Annotated in this window: 15 protein-coding genes and 2 riboswitches; of the genes, 9 read left to right on the top strand and 6 right to left on the bottom strand. The window is 65.8% G+C overall.

Features of this window, described 5'->3' with window-relative positions:
• Positions 1-22: 22 nt before the first annotated feature.
• Positions 23-1,210, top strand: a complete 1,188-nt coding sequence (locus tag GVM20_RS10920) for a serine hydrolase domain-containing protein (RefSeq protein ID WP_166547222.1) — start codon at positions 23-25, stop codon at positions 1,208-1,210.
• A 56-nt stretch (positions 1,211-1,266) separates the two neighbouring features.
• Here GVM20_RS10920 and GVM20_RS10925 read toward each other — a convergent pair whose 3' ends face one another.
• Positions 1,267-2,466, bottom strand: coding sequence for a cation:proton antiporter (locus tag GVM20_RS10925; protein ID WP_166547223.1), 1,200 nt, complete (start codon positions 2,464-2,466; stop codon positions 1,267-1,269).
• Positions 2,467-2,605: 139 nt separating this feature from the next.
• Positions 2,606-2,704: riboswitch (glycine riboswitch) on the top strand.
• Positions 2,705-2,813, top strand: a riboswitch (glycine riboswitch).
• Between the two features lie 57 nt (positions 2,814-2,870).
• Between GVM20_RS10925 and gcvT the strand changes: the two genes are divergently transcribed.
• From gcvT to gcvPB, 4 genes are read left to right on the top strand one after another with little or no spacing between them, the layout of a single operon-like run.
• Positions 2,871-4,010: a glycine cleavage system aminomethyltransferase GcvT gene (gcvT, locus tag GVM20_RS10930; RefSeq protein ID WP_166547224.1), complete on the top strand. Its 1,140-nt coding sequence runs from the start codon at positions 2,871-2,873 to the stop codon at positions 4,008-4,010.
• Positions 4,011-4,013: 3 nt separating this feature from the next.
• The gene (gcvH, locus tag GVM20_RS10935) at positions 4,014-4,382 is read left to right on the top strand and encodes a glycine cleavage system protein GcvH (RefSeq protein ID WP_160760217.1); all 369 of its coding nucleotides are present in this window, start codon (positions 4,014-4,016) and stop codon (positions 4,380-4,382) included.
• Between the two features lie 43 nt (positions 4,383-4,425).
• Positions 4,426-5,799, top strand: coding sequence for an aminomethyl-transferring glycine dehydrogenase subunit GcvPA (gcvPA, locus tag GVM20_RS10940; RefSeq protein ID WP_166547225.1), 1,374 nt, complete (start codon positions 4,426-4,428; stop codon positions 5,797-5,799).
• On the top strand, positions 5,799-7,355 hold the full coding sequence (gene gcvPB / locus GVM20_RS10945) for an aminomethyl-transferring glycine dehydrogenase subunit GcvPB (protein WP_166547226.1): 1,557 nt from the start codon (positions 5,799-5,801) through the stop codon (positions 7,353-7,355). The genes gcvPA and gcvPB overlap by 1 nt, the downstream gene beginning before the upstream one ends.
• A gap of 30 nt (positions 7,356-7,385) precedes the next feature.
• On the opposite strand, the gene GVM20_RS10950 is transcribed toward gcvPB, so the two are convergent.
• The 3 genes from GVM20_RS10950 to GVM20_RS10960 all read right to left on the bottom strand — a co-directional run bounded on the left by GVM20_RS10950 (position 7,386) and on the right by GVM20_RS10960 (position 10,810).
• The gene (locus GVM20_RS10950) at positions 7,386-8,699 is read right to left on the bottom strand and encodes a lipopolysaccharide biosynthesis protein (protein ID WP_166547227.1); all 1,314 of its coding nucleotides are present in this window, start codon (positions 8,697-8,699) and stop codon (positions 7,386-7,388) included.
• A gap of 150 nt (positions 8,700-8,849) precedes the next feature.
• Positions 8,850-9,311: a hypothetical protein gene (locus GVM20_RS10955; RefSeq protein ID WP_166547228.1), complete on the bottom strand. Its 462-nt coding sequence runs from the start codon at positions 9,309-9,311 to the stop codon at positions 8,850-8,852.
• Positions 9,312-9,316: 5 nt separating this feature from the next.
• Positions 9,317-10,810 carry a CoA-acylating methylmalonate-semialdehyde dehydrogenase gene (locus GVM20_RS10960; RefSeq protein ID WP_166547229.1) on the bottom strand — a complete coding sequence of 498 codons (1,494 nt, stop codon included), beginning with the start codon at positions 10,808-10,810 and terminating at the stop codon, positions 9,317-9,319.
• Positions 10,811-10,947: 137 nt separating this feature from the next.
• Here GVM20_RS10960 and GVM20_RS10965 point away from each other — a divergent pair, with 137 nt between their 5' ends.
• Positions 10,948-11,874 (top strand): SMP-30/gluconolactonase/LRE family protein, encoded by a 927-nt coding sequence (locus GVM20_RS10965; RefSeq protein WP_166547230.1) that lies wholly within the window; start codon positions 10,948-10,950, stop codon positions 11,872-11,874.
• Positions 11,875-11,901: 27 nt separating this feature from the next.
• Here the strand turns inward: GVM20_RS10965 and GVM20_RS10970 are convergent, their stop codons facing one another.
• Both GVM20_RS10970 and GVM20_RS10975 read right to left on the bottom strand, forming a co-directional pair.
• A complete protein-coding gene (locus GVM20_RS10970; protein ID WP_166547231.1) occupies positions 11,902-13,254 on the bottom strand; it encodes a M24 family metallopeptidase in 1,353 nt (450 codons plus the stop codon).
• Positions 13,255-13,311: 57 nt separating this feature from the next.
• Entirely contained in the window at positions 13,312-14,097 is a 786-nt protein-coding gene (locus GVM20_RS10975) for a citryl-CoA lyase (protein ID WP_166547232.1), read from the bottom strand.
• Between the two features lie 103 nt (positions 14,098-14,200).
• On the opposite strand from GVM20_RS10975, the gene GVM20_RS10980 reads away from it, so the two are divergent.
• From GVM20_RS10980 to GVM20_RS10990, 3 genes are all read left to right on the top strand, one after another.
• Positions 14,201-15,361 (top strand): CaiB/BaiF CoA transferase family protein, encoded by a 1,161-nt coding sequence (locus GVM20_RS10980; protein WP_166547233.1) that lies wholly within the window; start codon positions 14,201-14,203, stop codon positions 15,359-15,361.
• Positions 15,342-16,172, top strand: a complete 831-nt coding sequence (locus tag GVM20_RS10985; protein WP_166547234.1) for an IclR family transcriptional regulator domain-containing protein — start codon at positions 15,342-15,344, stop codon at positions 16,170-16,172. Before GVM20_RS10980 ends, GVM20_RS10985 begins: the two co-directional genes overlap by 20 nt.
• Before the next feature lie 347 nt (positions 16,173-16,519).
• Complete coding sequence (locus tag GVM20_RS10990) at positions 16,520-18,739, top strand: TonB-dependent receptor (RefSeq protein ID WP_166547235.1); 2,220 nt, start codon at positions 16,520-16,522, stop codon at positions 18,737-18,739.
• The last annotated feature ends 8 nt before the right edge of the window (positions 18,740-18,747 follow it).

Below are 18,747 nucleotides of genomic sequence, written 5' to 3' on the forward strand. Positions count from 1 at the left end.
CGGGCGAGCGATGATGCGCGGCATGATCCGCCGCCTTGTCGCCGCCCTTGCGCTGCTTGCCCCGCCGCCCGCGCTCGCCGCCCCGCCTCCTGCGACGGTGGTGGTGGCGTTTGATCGCGACAGCATCACCCCGCTGATCGTCGAGGGGCTGGCGAACAAGCAGACGGGCCGCGCGCTCGAAGCCAATGATCCGGTGCGGATTGCCAGCATCTCCAAGCTGATCATGGCGCTGACGGCACTGCGGCTGATGGACGAGGGCAAGGTCGATCTGACCCGCGATGTTTCGGACTATCTCGGCTGGAAGCTGCGCTCACCGTACCATCCCGACGTGGCCGTTACGCTTTCGCACCTCTTGTCCCACCGCGCGGGGCTTTCTGACAAGGCAGGCTACATTATCCCTCTGGGGGAGAGCCTTGAGGCAAAACTCGGCGATCCCGCCGCGTGGCGCGATACCGGCCCGCCGGGGGACGCGGCGTTCGAATATGCCAACCTCGGCTCGCCGTTGGTCGCGACCGCACTCGAAGCGGCCTCGGGCGAGCGGTATGACCGGCTGGTGGAGCGGCTGGTGTTTGCGCCGCTGGGGGTGAAGGCGTGCTTGAACTGGCTCGGGTGCGGGCCGGACATGGAGGCCCGCGCCGTGACGCTCTACCGCGATACCGGCGAAGTGGCCCGCGATGCGCCGGAGGACTTGCCGCCCGCTTGCACGATCCCGGTGGCCGAGGGTCAGCCCTGCGATTTGGCCAGCTATGTGCCGGGCACCAATGCCTCGATCTTTTCGCCGCAAGGGGGCGTTCGGATCGGGATGATGGACCTCGCCAAGATCGGACAGGCGTTGCTGCGGATGGAGCGCAATGGCTTTCTGTCCGACAAGGCGGCGGAGCTATGGATTTATGCGCTGATCGGGTCGGCGAATGATGATGCATCGGGCGCGGCGGCGGCGGGCTTCTGCGGCTATGGTCTCGGAGCCTATGGGTTGCTGGCGTTTGACCCGTGCAAGGACGACCTGTTCCAAGATGGCCGCGAACGCCTCGGCCACGGGGGTGAGGCCTATGGCCTGCGGTCCGGCCTGTGGTTCTCGATCGCGGATGATCAGGGCTTTGCCTATTTCACCACCGAAGTGCCGCCGCCGTCTGGCGAGGTGGAAACCGCCGCTGCCGACCCGCGCGAAACGGCGCTGATGGTGCGGGCGCTGGAGATGGTGGGGGAGTAGCCTTCAGATCCCTCCACCTCTCGAAGCGATGGGGAGGGACTTCGCGGATGGCGCTGTTACGCCTCGGCCTTGATCCGCTCGCCCAGTTTCGCGATCAGGGGTGTAGCGAAAGGCTTGGTCAGCATCGTGCTGCCCACCGCCATCAGCAGCAGCGCGGTGAAAGTCGTGGGCGTGATCACCTGCTTGTCGAGCAGGATGTTGGCGAAGATGATCATGATCAGCGCCTTGGTCTGGAGCAGCCAGCCGATCAGGCTCGCCTCGGTGCGGCTCCAGCCGAGCATCCGTCCGGCGATGTGGACGCCGATGAGCTTGCCCCCGACGGCCGCCACCAGCAGCAATGCGGCAACACCGAACACGGCGAGCCCGCCGCCCTCCCACTGGGTTCTGAGGCCGGTCGAGAGGAAGAACACCGGCATCACGGTGAGCAGTACCACGTTGCGGAACCGGTCCATCGCCTCGTGGCCGAACCATTTGGCATCGAGCACCACGCCCGCCAGAAACGCGCCGACCATGTAGTGCAGGCCCGACCAATCGCCCGCCAGCCCGCAGATCGCCAGCCAGATCAGCCCCACCGGCCAGCGGTCATTCTCCGACAGGCGCGCCATCAGCCACCGCACCGCCCACGCCGCCAGCGTGAACCCGACGAGAAACACCGCCTGCCGCCCGATCCGCTCCCAATCGAGCAGAATGATCGCCAAGACGCCCCAGATCGCGATGTCATCGAGGCTGGCATAGCGCAGGATGCGTTGGCCGAGCTGCTCGCGCAGGATTCCGAGCTTCTCCATCAGCAGCACGAGGATCGGCAGCGCGGTGACCGCGCAGGCCATGCCGATGCCCAGCAACGCCTGCCAGTATTGGCCGTTCGGCCCGCGCCAGCCCGGGAATTGCAGGATCACCGCCGCCGCCAGCGTCCCGGCGATCAGCGGCGCGCCGAGCGCCAGTCCCGCCGTCAGCCCGGTCTCGCCCCGATGCTTCCATGCCTGCGACAGATCGAGCTCGATCCCCGCGATCCACACGAACAGCATCACCGCCCACCACGCCACGCCGTTGAGCGCGATGATCACATCGGGCCGGAACACGAAGGCGTAGTAATCCGGGAACACCGCGCCCAGCACGCCGGGGCCGAGCAGAATGCCGCCCACGATCTGCACCACGACCAGCGGCGCCCAGTAATCGGTGCGCAGCACGCGCCACACCAGCCACGGCACGGCGAAGATGATCGTTAGCGCGATCAGATAGATTTCAGTGAGGTTCATCCCGCCCCCGTGTCTATTCAGCCTCGCAAGGAAGCGCAAATGCGTTTTCCCCCAAGCCTGCGCGTTTCGCCCGATTGACGCGGTGCAGCAAATCAAGCAGGGCGAGAACGTCTTCCGCCGCAGGAGCGATTCTGTGGCGGGCAGGCGAGCGGGAGAGCCCGATGCGCACGCTGTGCGCAAAGGCGCCGAAGGAGCAACCGCCCCGGAAACTCTCAGGCCACCGGACCGCTCGGCTGCGTGACACTCTGGAAAGCGTCCCGGATTCGTCCGGGGCCACCGAAGGGGAGGCGTCCCGCCGCGTTGGCGGATGCGCCGAAGCTCTCAGGTCACCCGACAGAGGGGGCAGTGACGAAGCAGTGCCGCGTGCGCTGCCGGACTGCCGTATTCTGCCGGGGATTTTCCGAGTGACCGACCACGATAGCGAAGACCATCTCGAAGATATCCCCTTGGACGCGCTGCCGCTCGATGCCTGGCACCGTGCACGCGGAGCGCGGATGGTGCCTTTCGCGGGCTACGAAATGCCGATCCAGTATGAGGGCATCGTTGCCGAGCACAATTGGACGCGTGAGAGCGCGGGGCTGTTCGATGTGTCGCACATGGGCCAGCTGCTGCTGTCCGGCCCCGATCTCGATGCGGCGGTCGAGGCCGTCCTGCCAATCGATCTGTCGACGCTGAAGCTCGGCCAGCAGCGCTATTCGCTGTTGCTGGATGAAGAGGGCGGGGTGCTGGATGACCTGATGGTCTCGCGCTGGCCGGATGCGCTCTATCTGGTGGTGAACGGCGCGACCAAGTGGGACGACATGGGCACCCTGCGCGAGGCGCTGCCGGACGACATTACGCTGAACTACCTTGACGACCGCGCGCTGCTCGCCTTGCAGGGCCCCAAGGCGGCGGACGCTCTGGCGCGCCATGCGACCGGCGAATATCCGCTGAGCGCACTGACCTTCATGAAGTTCGGCCGCTTCCAGCTCGCAGGCCATGATGTCACCATCGCGCGGGCGGGCTACACGGGCGAGGACGGGTTCGAAATTTCGCTCCCCGCCGATGCCGCCGCCGAGATCGCCGACTTGCTGTGCGCCGAACCGGAAGTGAAGCCCATCGGCCTTGGCGCGCGGGACTCGCTGCGCCTCGAAGCCGGGCTGCCGCTTTACGGGCACGACATGTCCCCCGAGACCAGCCCCATCGAAGCGGGCCTGATCTTTGGCATCAACAAGCGTCGCCGCACCGAAGGCGGTTTCCCCGGCGCTGACCGCATCATCCGCGAGATCGCAGAGGGCACAGCGCGCAAGTGGGTCGGCCTCACCATCGACGGCCGCCTGCCTGCCCGCGAGGGCGCGGAAGTTTTCGCAGGCGCGGCGCATGTCGGAATCGTCACCAGTGGCGGCTTCTCGCCCACCTTGGGCGCGCCGATCGCCATGGCCTATGTCGCTGCCGAACACGCTGCCATCGGCACTGCGCTCGAAGTTGAAGTCCGCGGCAAGCGTCTCGCTGCCGCCGTTTCGCCCACGCCTTTCGTACCCCACCGCTATTACCGAGGGAGCTGACCCATGCGTTACTACACCGACGAACACGAATGGATCGATGTCGAAGGCGATATCGCCACCGTTGGCATCACCGAATATGCGCAGGGCCAGCTGGGCGACATCGTCTTTGTCGAACTGCCCGAAGTCGGCGCGCTGATCGAGCAGGGCAAGGACGCCGCCGTGGTCGAAAGCGTCAAGGCAGCATCGGACGTCTACGCCCCGATCACCGGCGAGATCACCGAAGTGAACCCAGCGCTGGAAGAAGACCCCGCGCTGGTCAACACCTCGCCCGAAGACGGCGGCTGGTTCTTCAAGATGACCATTGCCGACGAAGGCGAGCTCGACGGACTGATGGACGAAGATGGCTACAAAGCCTTCGTCGAAGGCCTCTGACCACACACTCAACCTCTCCCCTCTCCACACGAGGCTGAACACCATGCGCTACCTCCCCCTCACCGATACCGACCGGCAGGCGATGCTGGCGACCATCGGCGCCGCCACGGTCGATGACCTGTTCGTGGACGTGCCCGAAGTTGCCCGGCTCGACGGCCCGATCCACGGCCTGCCGATGCACGCGAGCGAGATGGCGGTCGAACGCCATATGAAGGCGCTGGCGGCCAAGAACCTTGTGGCGGGCGAAGTGCCGTTCTTCCTCGGCGCGGGGGCCTATCGTCACCATGTTCCCGCCAGCGTCGACACCATCATCCAGCGCGGCGAATTCCTGACCGCCTACACGCCCTACCAGCCGGAAATCGCGCAAGGCACATTGCAGGTGCTGTTCGAATTCCAGACGCAGGTCGCGCGGCTCTATGGCTGCGCTGTGGCCAACGCCTCGCTCTATGACGGGTCGACCGCGTGCTGGGAGGCGGTGGCGATGGCGACCCGCGTGACCAAGCGCAAGCGCGCGGTGTTGTCAGGCGCGTTGCACCCGCATTATGCGCAGGTCGTCAAGACGATGGCGCACTTCACCGGCGACACCATCGCCGATGCCATGCCCGCGATCACGGCTGAGCCCGATCTGGACGGACTTATCGCCCGGATCGACGAGGACACTGCCTGCGTCGTGGTGCAATATCCCGACATCCTCGGCCGCATCAGCGATCTGACGCCGGTGGCCGAAGCCGCCCACGCCAAGGGCGCGCTGCTGGTGGTGGTGAACACCGAACCTGTGGCGCTCGGCGCGATCACGTCGCCCGGCGAGATGGGCGCGGATATCGTGGTGGGCGAGGGGCAATCGCTGGGCGTCGGCCTGCAATTCGGCGGGCCCTACCTCGGCCTTTTCGCCGTGCGCGATCCCAAGCACGTGCGCCAGATGCCGGGCCGGTTGTGCGGCGAGACCACGGATGCCGAAGGCAAGCGCGCCTTCGTGCTCACCCTCTCGACCCGCGAGCAACATATCCGCCGCGAGAAGGCGACGAGCAACATCTGCACCAATTCCGGCCTGTGTGCGCTGGCCTTTACCGTCCACATGACGCTGCTAGGCGAAAAGGGTCTGCGCGAACTGGCGGCGGAGAACCACCGCTTGGCCTGCCTCGCCGCTGATCGCCTTGCCAAGGTGCCGGGCGTCGAAGTGCTCAACACTGCCTTCTTCAACGAGTTCACCCTGATGCTTGGCGGGAAGCCCGCGCGGGAGATCGTTCGCGATCTGGCCGACCGGGGCGTGCTGGGCGGGGTGTCGCTCGGGCGGCTCTATCCGGGGGTCGCTGCGCTCGAACACGCGCTGCTGGTCGCTGTGACCGAGACGACCACTGAAGAGGATATCGAGCGCCTCGCGCAGGAGCTGGAAGCCAGCATCAAGGAGACCGTGTGATGAACGCCCCCAACCAATCCGGCTGGAAGCCCGCCATGGAACTCTCCGAAGACGGGATGCACAACGGCCCCGCCACCACGACCGGCAACCGCGCGCTGATGCTGGAAGAGCCGCTGCTGTTCGAAATCGGCCGCGTCGATGTAACCGGCGTCGATCTGCCCGCAATCGATCCCGCTGCCCCGACCCGCCTCGGCGGGCTGGCGCGCAGCGAACCCATTGGGCTCGTCGGCCTGACCGAACCTGAAACGGTGCGCCATTACACGCGCCTCAGCCGCCAGAACTACGGGATCGATCTTGGGTTCTTCCCGCTCGGCAGTTGCACGATGAAGCACAACCCGCGCCTGAACGAGAAGATGGCGCGGCTTCCCGGCTTTGCCGATATCCACCCACTCGCCCCGCAATCGACGGTGCAGGGCGCGCTGGAGGTGATTCACCAGCTCGGCGGCTGGCTCTGCACGCTTACGGGCATGCCCGCTGTCGCCATGAGCCCCAAGGCCGGCGCGCATGGCGAGCTGTGCGGCATCCTCGCGATCCGCGCGGCGCATGAAGCCCGCGGCGATGCGCGTGAAGTGGTGCTGGTGCCCGAAAGCGCCCACGGCACCAACCCCGCCACCGCCGCCTTCGCCAATTACCGCGTCGAGGATATCCCCGCGACGCCGGAAGGGCGGGTCGATGTGGCGGCACTCAAGGCCCGCCTCGGGCCGGATGTTGCGGCGGTGATGATCACCAACCCCAATACTTGCGGGTTGTTCGAGAAGGACTTCCGCGAAATCGCCGATGCGGTTCATGCGGTCGGCGGCTATGTCTATTGCGACGGGGCGAATTTCAACGCCATCGTCGGCAAGGTGCGCCCAGGCGATCTCGGCGTCGATGCCATGCACATCAACCTCCACAAGACCTTCTCCACCCCGCACGGCGGCGGCGGGCCGGGTTCGGGGCCGGTGGTGCTGTCCGAAGCGCTCGCGCCCTATGCGCCGCTGCCCTTCGTGCGCAAGGATGACGCAGGCACGTTCTACCTCGTTGAGGAAGAAGACCGTGAGGAGCGCGGGCCGACCTTTGGCCGCATGACCGCGTTCCACGGCCAGATGGGGATGTTCACCCGCGCGCTCACCTACATGCTCAGCCACGGTGCGGACGGGCTGAAGCAGGTGGCCGAAGATGCGGTGCTCAACGCCAACTACATCCTGCGCAGCATGGAAGACATCCTCCACGCGCCCTTCGCCGCCAGCGGCCCGTGCATGCATGAAGCGCTGTTCGGCGATAAGGACTTTGGTGGCGGGCTCTCGACGCTCGATGTCGCCAAGGGCCTGATCGACGAGGGCTATCACCCGATGACGGTCTATTTCCCGCTGGTGGTCCACGGCGCGATGCTGGTCGAGCCGACCGAGACCGAGAGCAAGGCCGCGATCGACCAGTTCATCACCGCCTTCCGCGCGGTGGTCGAACGGGCGCTGGCAGGTGACGAGGCGCTGAAGCAGGCCCCTTACTATGCACCCCGCCGCCGTCTTGACGAAACCGGCGCGGCGCGGAAGCCCAAGCTCGCTTACGAGGGGTGACTTAGAACCTCTCGTTTACACCGAGATGCTCTATGACTTCGGAGGGGCGGGCGGATTGTCCGCCCCTTCAGCCTCAGGCTCGTCCACCACCAGCCGGAACTGTTTGAGATTCACGATCGCAAGGTAGAACCCGACCACGGTCAGCACGCTCGACCCGAGCACGGCAAAGCCCGCGCCCTGCGCACCCTTCCACCCGATCGCCAGCTCCAGCATCACCAGCGCAAGGATCGTCGGGAACAGCCGGACGAGGAAGGCGACGTGCGCCTTGCCCGCCGAGATCAGCAGCGATTCAAGGCTCGCGCCCACCAGCTCGACCGCGCCCGCAATGCTGAGGATGATCATCGCCCAGTAGAAGCCGGTGAACTGCTCACCCGCGATCAGGGCAAGGCCCGGGCGGCCGAACAGGATCGCTGTCACCACGGCCGTCACCCCGGCAATCGCCGCGATGTTGGCCATCCGCCGCGCAATCTCGACCGCGCCGTCACGCGATTGCACAAGTTCGGGCAGGATCGCCTTGGAGATCGTCTGCGCCAGCGCGATCAACGCGACGCCAAGCTGGTTGGCGATGCGGAAGCCGCCCGCAAGGTACGCCCCGCCGAAGGTGCCGACCAGCAGGATCATCACCTGCTTGCCCGCCACCGCGAGGCTGCCCGACATGTTGGTCGACAGCACGAACCGCCATGCGTCCTTGTGCCGCGCGGGGATCGCCCGCAGGCTGATCGAGGACAGCGGCACAGGTTGCACCCGCGCAGCGACGATCCACAGCGCAATCGCCGTGCCCACTTCGGACAGGGCAAAGGCGAGGATGAAGCCGGTCACATCGGGCATCGCCCACCACGCCAGCACTGCGCCGCCCGCGCGGATCACCGGCTGCACCGCTTCGGCCCAGGTCGCGCGGCCATATTCGGAATGCAGCCGGAGCATTCCGGTCGGTGTGGTGCGGATCGTCAGCAGCGAGATGACGCAATAGGCAAAGGTCAGCCACATCAGCTCCGCCGGCACATCGAGCCAGAGCGGCGCGGTCAGCACCAGCACCGCTGACGCCAGTGTGCCGACCACCACCGACACCCCGTCCAGCGCGACCGCAAACCCCGTCGCCTCACGTGCGCGTTGGAGATCGACGCCCGGCTCGTCCGGGTTGGCCCCCCAGCGCACGATGAACTGCCAGGTCTGGAAGCTGGAAAAGCCGGTGATCGCCTGCCCCAGCGCGATGATCAGCGCGAAATGGCCAAAGCCCTCCGTGCCCAGCGTGCGTGCGGCAATGGCGAGGTAGACGAGGCTCAGGACCGCGTTGAACCCGCGTCCGCCCAAGAGCCAGCCCATGTTGGCGAAGACCTGCTTCATGCGTGTCCGGCTCGGGCCTTAACGTATCGCCGGGAAGGGCAGGGGTCGGTTTACCATAGCGCGGCGGTGCTTAGCCGCAAATGACGCATCACGCCAAGCATGGATGGCGCACGGGGCGCAACTAATGTGGCAGCGTGAGGACGCGCCGACCTAGGCCGGGCAGCGTTTGCGGAGCGGATCGTCCGGGCTCTCGGGCTTGAGTGCGTCGGAAATCCGCAGCCGCTCGCCGTCCGGCATGGCTTCGAGCGAGAGGCGCGTGGGTTGCACCCAGGTCTCGCCCTCACCTTCCATCACAAGGTCTGCGATTGCATCGTCCCCCTCGTTCCCCATGCCGGAAACGTCACCAACGCTCTCGTAATACTCGATCCGCCGCGCCGTGATTTCGACCCGCATGTCCGAGGCGGGATCGCAAGTGCCCGTCACTGCGTCCCACACGCCGTGGAAGCGCGCAGGGATCTCGCCAGCGGCAATCGCCGGATCGAGCCGCGGGCCTGCGCCGTCGCTCATGCTGCCGGACTCAGTCGGGACCGGGGTTTCGGCGGGTGCAGGATCGGCCCCGCTGTCGCAGGCCGCCAGCAAGAGGGCGAGGGCGATCAAGGGAAGGCGGCGCATCTCCATCACCCCATCGTCGGAATCACGAAGGCGTTGGAGCCGTCCTGCGACCCATCGGGCCAGCGCTGGGTGATCTTCTTGTTCTTGGTCCAGAACCTGAGGCCCTCGGTCCCATATTGGTCGATATCGCCAAAGCCCGAACGCTTCCACCCGCCGAAGGAGTGGTAGGCGACCGGCACCGGGATCGGCACATTGATGCCGACCATGCCGACATTGACCCGCGCGGCAAATTCACGCGCGGCGTGGCCGTTGCGGGTGAAGATCGCGACGCCGTTGCCATACTGGTGCTCGGAGGGGAGCCGCACGGCTTCCTCGAAATCGGCGGCGCGCACGATCTGGAGCACGGGGCCGAAGATTTCCTCTTGGTACGACTTCATCTGCGGAGTGACATGGTCGATCAGCGTCGGGCCGACGAAGAAGCCCTTCTCGTGGCCTTGCAGCGAGAAACCGCGCCCGTCGACGACGATCTCGGCGCCCTCTTCCTCGGCGGTGGTGATCCACTGCTCGATCCGCGCCTTGTGCTCGGGCGTGACCACCGGGCCATAATCCGCCTCGGGATCGTTGGAGACACCGATGCGGAGGCCCGCGATGGACTTGAGGAGCTTTTCCTTGAGGCGCTCGGCGGTCTCTTCGCCCACCGGCACCACCACGGGCAGCGCCATGCAGCGCTCGCCTGCCGAGCCGAAGGCCGCGCCGGTCAGATCGGTGACGACCTGATCCAAGTCGGCATCAGGCAGCACGATCCCGTGGTTCTTCGCCCCTCCGAAGGCCTGCACGCGCTTGTTGTTGGCCGAGCCGCGCGCGTAGATATATTGCGCGATATCAGATGAGCCGACGAAGCTGATCGCGGCGATATCGGGGTGATCGATGATCGCGTCGACCATCTCCTTGTCGCCGTGGACGACCTGGAGCAGCCCCTCGGGCGCGCCTGCTTCGAGGAACAGCTCGGCCAGCCGCACCGGCACCGAAGGGTCACGTTCCGAAGGCTTGAGAATGAAAGCATTGCCCGCCGCGCAGGCCATGCCGAACATCCACATCGGGATCATCGCCGGGAAGTTGAACGGGGTGATCCCTGCGCCGATGCCGAGCGGCTGGCGCATCGAATAGACATCGATCCCCGGCCCTGCGCCGTGGGTATATTCACCCTTCATGATCTGCGGCAGGCCGCAGGCATATTCGATCACTTCCAGCCCGCGCTGCACATCGCCCTTGGCATCAGGCACGGTCTTGCCATGCTCTGACGAGAGCATCTCGGCGAGGCTCTGCATGTTCGCTTCGACCAGCGCCTTGAAAGCGAACATCACCCGCGCGCGGCGCTGCGGGTTGGTGGCGGCCCAGGCGGGCTGGACGCGCTTCGCGGTCTCCACCGCGCGGGCGAGCAACGCGGCATCGCCCAGCGCGACTTCGGCCTGCACTTCGCCGGTCGAAGGGTTCCAGATGGCGTGCTTGCGGGTCGGGGCCGGGCTGTCGCCGACGATGAAATGGTCGATCTGACGCATGGGTGGGGTCTCCTGTCTGGCCTCCCCAATGCCCCCCAAGCGCTGCCCATGCAACCCTCGCGGCTCCCCTCAAAAGTGCTGGCGCGGCGGGGCGCGGCAGGGCAGGTTGTGCGTGCGACGAGACGAGAGAGGGACAGATGATGGGCAGGCTTCGGGCAGGACTGGCAGCGCTGGCTGCAATGACAATGGGCAGCGGCGCGCTGGCCGAGGACACGCCCGGCCTTGTCATCCCCGAAACCCTCGAACTCGCCGCCACCGGCTACACCTTCACCGAGGGCCCGGCGTGGGACGGGGCGCGGATCATCTTCAGCGATATTCCGGGCGATGCGGTGCATGTGCTGGTGCGGGGGGAGAGCGCGGCGCGGGTGCTCTATGCCCCGTCCGCCAATGCCAACGGCCACACCTTCGATCTTCAGGGCCGCCTTATCAACGCTGAACACGGCAGCGGCGCGATCACCCGCTGGACGCCGGAGGGTGGCCGGGAGGTGATCGTCGCGGCGTATCAGGGCAAGCGCCTCAACAGCCCCAATGATGTGGTCGTTCGCAGCGACGGGCTGATGCTGTTCACCGATCCGCCCTACGGCCTCGGCCAGCGGACCAGCGAAGTCGGCTTCTCGGGCGTCTACGCCTTCGACGAGGCGAGCGGGCGGATGGTGCTGATCGACGATGGGCTGAGCCGTCCCAACGGCCTCGCGCTCTCGCCTGACGAGAGGGTGCTCTATGTCGGCGACACTGCAACGCAGACCGTGTGGGCCTATGACCTTGCCGCCGACGGCACGGCCTCGGGCAAGCGGTTGGTGGTCGATGTGACCGATGACACCAAGCCGGGGCGCGTGGACGGCCTGCGGGTCGATACGGCGGGGCGCGTGTGGTTCACCTGCCCCGGCGGGGTGTGCGTGGTCGATCCGGCCAGCGGCGCAGTGATCGAGCGCCTCGCCACACCCAAGCGGGCGACCAATCTGGCATGGGGCGGAGCTGACTTGTCCGAGTTGTACATCACCGCACAGACCGACGTGTACCGGGTGAAGACCCGGGCAAAGGGCATCGGATCGTCGTCGCGCTAAAGCCCCCTCCCCTGGGGACGGGAGAAGCTATCCCGAAGGGATCAGCGTGATCTCGGTCTGGCGCCCGTCGATATAGCGCACGGCTGTGCCGTCGAAGAAGGCATCCTCCTCGGTGCGGAAATCGACCCGCTGGCCGCCCCATTCGGGCACGTTGGCGTAAGAGGTCAACTCGATCGACCAGGCGGTGTTCGCCCTGATCGGCCCGCTGCCGCGAGGGTCGGCCTTCTGATTGTCCCAGAACCCGATGCTCGGCCCCGCGCCGTGGCCGTGGTGGCCGATGGGGTGGGTGTAGATCGACGGGTCCAGTCCCGCTGCAATGCTATCGGCGCGCGCCTGTGCCAGCGCGTCATTGCCCGAACGGCCCACGGCAAAGGCGCGGGTGAGGAAGTCCTGTACACGGTTGCTGTTCGCCAGACCCGCCCGCAGCCCCGCCGGTGCTGCGGTCTCGCCCGGCTTCAGGACGTAGGCCAGATGCTGGGTGTCGGTATTGAGCCTGAGATAGGTGATGCCGAAATCGGTCCACAAGAGATCACCCGGCTGGATCACCTCAGCGCCTTCGATCATGCCCTTGGCCCCCTGCCGCTGGATCGCGACCGAGGGGTGGAACCACGGGTCGAGACCCAGCGCCATCAGCCGGTCACGATACCACCATTGCACCTGCTCCGCCGTGGTGACGCCGGGGGTGATGACTTTCCTCGAAAACGCCTCGCCGATCACCGAGTGGGCGATGCGGACGACCGTGGGATAAAGCGCCATCTCCGCAGGGGTGCGCGTTTCGAGCCAGCGGATCGCGAGGTTCTCGCCGCTGACGACCCGGTCATGCAGTGCAGGCGGCAGGGCCCGCATGAACTTCTCATACTGGCTCAGCGTCATGCCGTCGGCGAACTGGTAGAGGTCTGACGCGTTGATCGCGATTTTCGCGGGGTCTTTCGCCGCGATCAGATCGGCGACGGCCTGCCACTGGTTGGGCTGTGTGTCGGGATCCCACGTCGGCGCGAACAGCCCGCCGAGGCCATAGCGGCTGACGGTCAGGCGCTCGACAGGCTTGCCCTCGCCCGGATCGTGGAACACGAGGATCGTGCGGCGGCGGGCGTGCATGTTCTCGGCATCGAGCATGGTGGCGACCACCGGCTCTTCGAAATATTCGCGCGCGACCAGCAGCCACAGGTCGATCCCCTCTTCGCGCATGATCTGCGGGATGATGGTATCGAGCCGTTCGGCAAGGATGCGGTTCTCAAGCTCGGCGCGCTCGCGCGGGGCGAGGATGCGGGGCAGGGCGGGTGCGGGCTGCTCGGTCTCGCTCAGGGCGAGCGGCGTGTCGGCGAGCACAGGCGTTGCCGCCAGCAGCGCTGCCCAAGAAATCAAATGCCGCGCGATCATGCTCGTCCCCTGTCCGTTGCCGCGCCGGTTCTGGCGCGGAGAGGGCCGGGGATCAAGCTAATCCCCGTCTGCGCTCCCATCATCGAACCCGATCCGCTCGGCCGCTGCACCGCTCATGATGAAGCCGATGGGCCGCTCGGTCTCCTCCTGCAAATGCGCGATCAGGCTGGCGGTGCGGGCGAGGAGCGAGATGCCCTTCAGTGCCGCGAGCGGGAAGCCCGCGTCGAGCATGACGGCCGGGATCGCGCCGTTGACGTTGATGGGAAGCGCGCGGCCGATCGCCTCGGGCAGCACGGCTTCGATGGTGCGCAGCATGGCGATGTGCTTGCCTTCCATCCCGTGCTCCTTGGCGAGCGCCAACAAGCGGTGCGCGCGCGGGTCGCCGCCGGAATGCTGGGGGTGGCCGAAGCCGGGGATCGCCTTCTTCTCGGCCCGCAACGCCCTGATCGCAGCGGTCGCTGCGGCGGCGGGATCGCCACCCTCGGCGACGACTTGCGCATAGAACTTGCCCGCGACCTCGGCGCTGCCCAGCACCACGGAACCGCAGCCGAGCAGTCCCGCAGCGACCGCGCCATGGAAGGCTTCGGGCGCGGCGGCGTAGGTCATGCGGGTGGCGACCACGCTCGGCACCAGCCCATGTTCGGCAATCGCGCACAGCACCGCATCAGCGAGCGCCTTCTGCTTCGGCGAGGGCATGGTGCCCGTCACCAGCAGCCAGAAATAGCTCGTGAAGTCGACATGTCCGATGACCTCGCTACACAGATCCATCCCCCGCACCGTGATGCTCGTCGCATCCGAGGTGCAGATCGAGGTGACGGCGTTATCCTGCTTGCCGATGCGCATGGGGCATTCCTTTTCGATATTCGAAGTTGATTTCGGTATGCGAAGAATATAGTGTCACATCGAACCCAAGGCAAGCTTGGGACAAGCAGATGGGATTTGTTGGATGACAGCTCGGCCATTAGCAGGCGTTACCGTGCTCGAAATGGGCACCTTCATCACGGGCCCTGCCGCCGGGATGCTGCTGGCCGACCTGGGCGCGGATGTCATCAAGGTCGAACAGCCGGGCACGGGCGATCCGTTCCGCAGCTTCAAGGGCGAACTCTACTCGCCGCATTTCCAGACATACAACCGCAACAAGCGTTCCATCACAATTGACCCCAAGAAGGAAAGCGATCTTTTGGTGCTCGACCGTCTGGTCGCAGACGCGGACGTCTTCATCCAGAACTTCCGCCCAGGCGTGGCAGCGCGGCTGAATGTCGATGCCGAGCGGCTCCAAGGGATCAATCCCGCGCTGGTCTATGCCTCGATCTCCGGCTTCGGCAGCGAGGGGCCGGAGCGTGATCGCCCTGCGTTCGACACGGTCGCCCAGGCCGCGTCCGGCTTCCTCAGGCTGCTGGTCAACCCCGAACACCCCCGCGTCGTCGGCCCCGCCATTGCTGACGCCATGACCGGCTTCTACACCGCCTTGGGCATCCTCGCCGCGCTGAACGAGCGGCACCTGACCGGCAAGGGCCGTGTGGTCGAAACCTCGATGTTCGAGGCGATGTGCCACTTCAACCTCGACGATTTCACCCACCTGCTCTCCGCCGATCAGGTGATGGGGCCCTACAGCCGCCCGCATGTGTCGCAGAGTTACGTGTTCCAGTGCGCTGACGGCAAGTGGCTGGCGCTCCACATGTCCTCCCCGCCCAAGTTCTGGGAGAACCTCGCGGTCGCCGTGGGCCAGCCCGATATGCTGAGCCTCCCCGCTTTTGAAAGCCGCGATGCGCGCATTGCCCATTATGAAGACGTGGTCGCCTTCCTCGCCCCGATCTTCGCGACACAGACCCGCGATCACTGGACCGCGGAGCTGACCCGCCTCGAAGTCCCCAATTCGCGCGTTTACGACAGCGCCGAAGTGCTGGCGACCGAGCAGGCCAAGGTGCTCGGTATCGAAGTCAGTGACCCCAACGGGCCGATGGGCACCTTCCGCACGATCCGTTTCCCGCTCAGTTTCGATGGCGAGCGGATGGACAGCGTCACCGCGCCGCCCCTATTGGGAGCCGACGACGCGGCTGTCCGCCGCTCCATCGAAAGGCCAGTGCATGGGATCCGCAGGGGCTGAACCCGCAGACAAGGTTGCCGGGGGGAAAGACCCGGAATTTCTCTCGACGCTGGAGCGGGGCCTGCGCGTCCTCAAGGCGTTTGACGAGGACCACCCCGAAATGACGCTCTCCGAGGTGGCGGCCAAGACGGCGTTGCCCCCGGCGGTGGCGCGGCGGTGCCTCATCACGCTGGTGGAGCTGGGCTATGTCGGCCAGCACGAGCGCAAGTTCCTGCTGCGCCCCGCGGTGCTGACGATCGGTTCGGCCTTCCTTGCCTCGATGCAGATCGAACAGGTGGTGCTGCCGCCGCTCCAAGGCCTGCGCGATCAGACCGGCGACAGCGCGAGCCTCGCCGTGCTGTCGGGCGCGGAGATCCTCTATGTCGCCCACGTTTCCACCGACCGGCGGTTCCGGGTAGCGGCAGGGGTGGGCACGCGTTTCCCGTTCCATGCGACCTCGCTCGGCAAGGCGCTGGCCGCCTATCTGCCCGAAGGCGAGCGGGCCGCGTTGATGGCAGGCGCACCCTTCCAGCGCTTTACCGAGCGCACTGTCACCGACGGTGCAGCCCTCGCCGAACGGCTCAATCTGATCACGCAGCGCGGTTATGATTCGGCGCTGGACGAGCTCGATTACGGGATCGTCTCGGTCGCGGTGCCGATCTTCGGGCGCGACAAGCGGGTGATCGCGGCGATCAACTGCTCCACCTCAACCACCCGCATCTCGCAGGACGAGTTGGTGCGCACCCGCCTGCCATTGCTGCGCGCGGCGGCTGGGGAGATTGAGGCCTCGCTCAAGCGCTGGCCCGCGCTGGAGGCCAGCCTGCGACCGTGATGCCTGCCTCGGCTCGGGCCGGGGACATGGGGTTTCGCTTTTTTCATCACCCCCGCAAAAGCGGAGCCTAGGGCCGGTAGCGCTGCGCTTGCCGCTCTGCGAGCGCGCCGCCAAGTGCACGTCAACGACCCGGCAATGAAACAACAACCAGTCCGCCACCAGTTCGATACGACACCTCCCTGAGTCATTTTTGGCGCGGCCGGCAAGCGAGCCCGGCGTGGCCCTCTTGCCACACATTCCGATTTTCGCATATCGAAGTTGACTTCGCATTGCGAATTTCATAACTCACTTTAAGGGAGGGATCGCCAATAGAGCGACGCGATGACGCGCGCACAGGGGAGAGAGATATGACGACTTCGGGCATCAGCCGCGCCACGCGCAGGCTTATCAGCACCACGGCTCTGACGGCTGCCGCGCTGGCGGCAACGCCGCTCGCCGCGCAAGAGACTGCTCCCACTGAAGAGGCGATCGACGATCAGGGCATCGTCGTCACCGGCCTGCGCCGCAGCGAAACGCTTCAGGACACCCCTGCTGCCGTCACCGCGTTCGATTCGCAGGCGATCAGCAATGCCGGGATCGAGCGTCCGGCGGACTTCATCGCGCTGACCCCCAACGTCACGTTGGTCGAAACACAAAACGCGGGCAACGCCTTCGTCATCATCCGCGGGATCACCCAGAACCGCAATTCCGAGCCTTCGGTCGCAGTGATTGTTGACGGGGTGCAGCAAGTAAACCCCGCGCAATTCAACCAGGATCTGTTCGATATCGAGCAGATCGAAGTGCTCAAGGGCCCGCAAGGGGGCCTGTATGGTCGTAACGCCATCGGCGGTGCGATCATCATCACCACCAAGGCGCCGACCGACGAATTCGCGGGCAACATCACCGCGGGCGTCGACAATGGCTTCGGCTATTTCCTGCGTGGCGGGATCAGCGGGCCGCTGGCGGAAAACGTCAAGTTCCGCGTCGCGGGCTCATACTACAACACCGACGGCTTCATCGAGAACACCTTCCTCAACGACGAAGCCGATCCGGTCGAGGATTTCAGCCTGCGCGCCAACCTCTTGATCGAGGCCACCGACAAGCTGACCTTCGATCTGCGCGGGTCGATGAATCAGCTGCGCACGCAGGGGCTCTATTACAACATCGTCAATGACGTGAACACGGTTGCGCCGGTGCGGGTGAACAACCCCGGCCAGAACGACCGCGATATCTACAATGCCGCGCTGAAGATCGAATACGCCGGTGACAACGCGGTGTTCACCTCAATCTCGTCCTACGACACGGTCAAGGAAGTGCTGACCGGCGATGCCTTCGACTTCCTGCCGATCCCGGACAGCTTCTTCTTCAACCTGTTCGAAGCGATCCTTGGTGCGGGCAACGGGTTCGACCTCAACCAGAGCCAGTACCTGAACGTCAAGGCCTTCAGCCAGGAAGTGCGCCTCGCCTCGCCCGAGGATGGCCGCGCCTTTAACTGGATGGCTGGCGGCTATCTGATCGACACCACGCGCTTCATTTCGACCGGCAACATGATCGATACGAACAACGGCGTGTTCCCGGTGTTTCGCTCGCCCTCGACCAATCCGCTCAACCCGCAATTCTCCTATCTGGCCGATGGTCAGGAGAACTTCGCCTGGGCGCTGTTCGCCAATGCGGGCTATGAATTCTCCGATCAGTTCCGCGTCGACGCCTCGCTGCGGTACGACCGTGACAAGCGCCGCCAGACGACGCTGACCCCGCAGGGCTTCCTGCCCGTGGTGCCCGGCGTGCCGCAGGCGCAGAGCGGCGAAGTCCGCACCGCGGTGTTTGACGATTGGCAGCCCAAGCTGACCCTGACCTATGAGCCGACCCCTGATCTGACGATCTATGGCGGTTACAGCCGTGGCTTCCGTTCGGGCGGGTTCAACCAGACCGGCGTCGGCGCCGAAGCCGCCGCTGCGGCCATCGTCGGCGTGGGTGACATCTTCCGCGCGGAAACCGCCGACACCTTCGAGATCGGCGCCAAGGCGCAGCTTGGCCCGGTGCGGCTCGCAGGCGCGGTCTACACCACGCTGTCGAAGAACTCGTACTTCTTCGTCTTCCTCGCCCAGTCCTCGACCCAGAATCTCGGCAATATCCCCGAAACCCGCCTCAACGGCTTCGAGCTGGAAGCGACCGCGGAAATCCTCCCCGATTTCGACATCAACGCCGCGATCGGCGTGACCGATAGCGAGATTAAGGACTTTCCCGATGCGAGCGTGATCGGCAACAAGGCGCCGCAGATCTCGAACTATACGCTCAACCTCGGCGCGCAATATGCCGGTGCGATCAGCGACACGGTCGATGCGCTGGTGCGGGTCGATTACCGCCGCACGGGCAAGACCTGGTGGGAGCCGTTCAACACCACGGTGCGTCAGCCGGTCGATGTTGTTGACGCGCGCGCGGGCGTGACGCTGGCCAATGGCGTCTCGCTCACCGCCTTCGCGCAGAACCTGTTCGACGAGACCTACAACGCCGAATTCTCGCCCGGCGGCTTCGTATTCCGCGCCCGTCCGGCGCGCTACGGCTTTGAAGTCGGCTACAAATTCTAAAGGAAACG

Source organism: Porphyrobacter sp. SLTP (genome assembly GCF_009905735.1).
Classification (GTDB): Bacteria; Pseudomonadota; Alphaproteobacteria; order Sphingomonadales; family Sphingomonadaceae; genus Erythrobacter.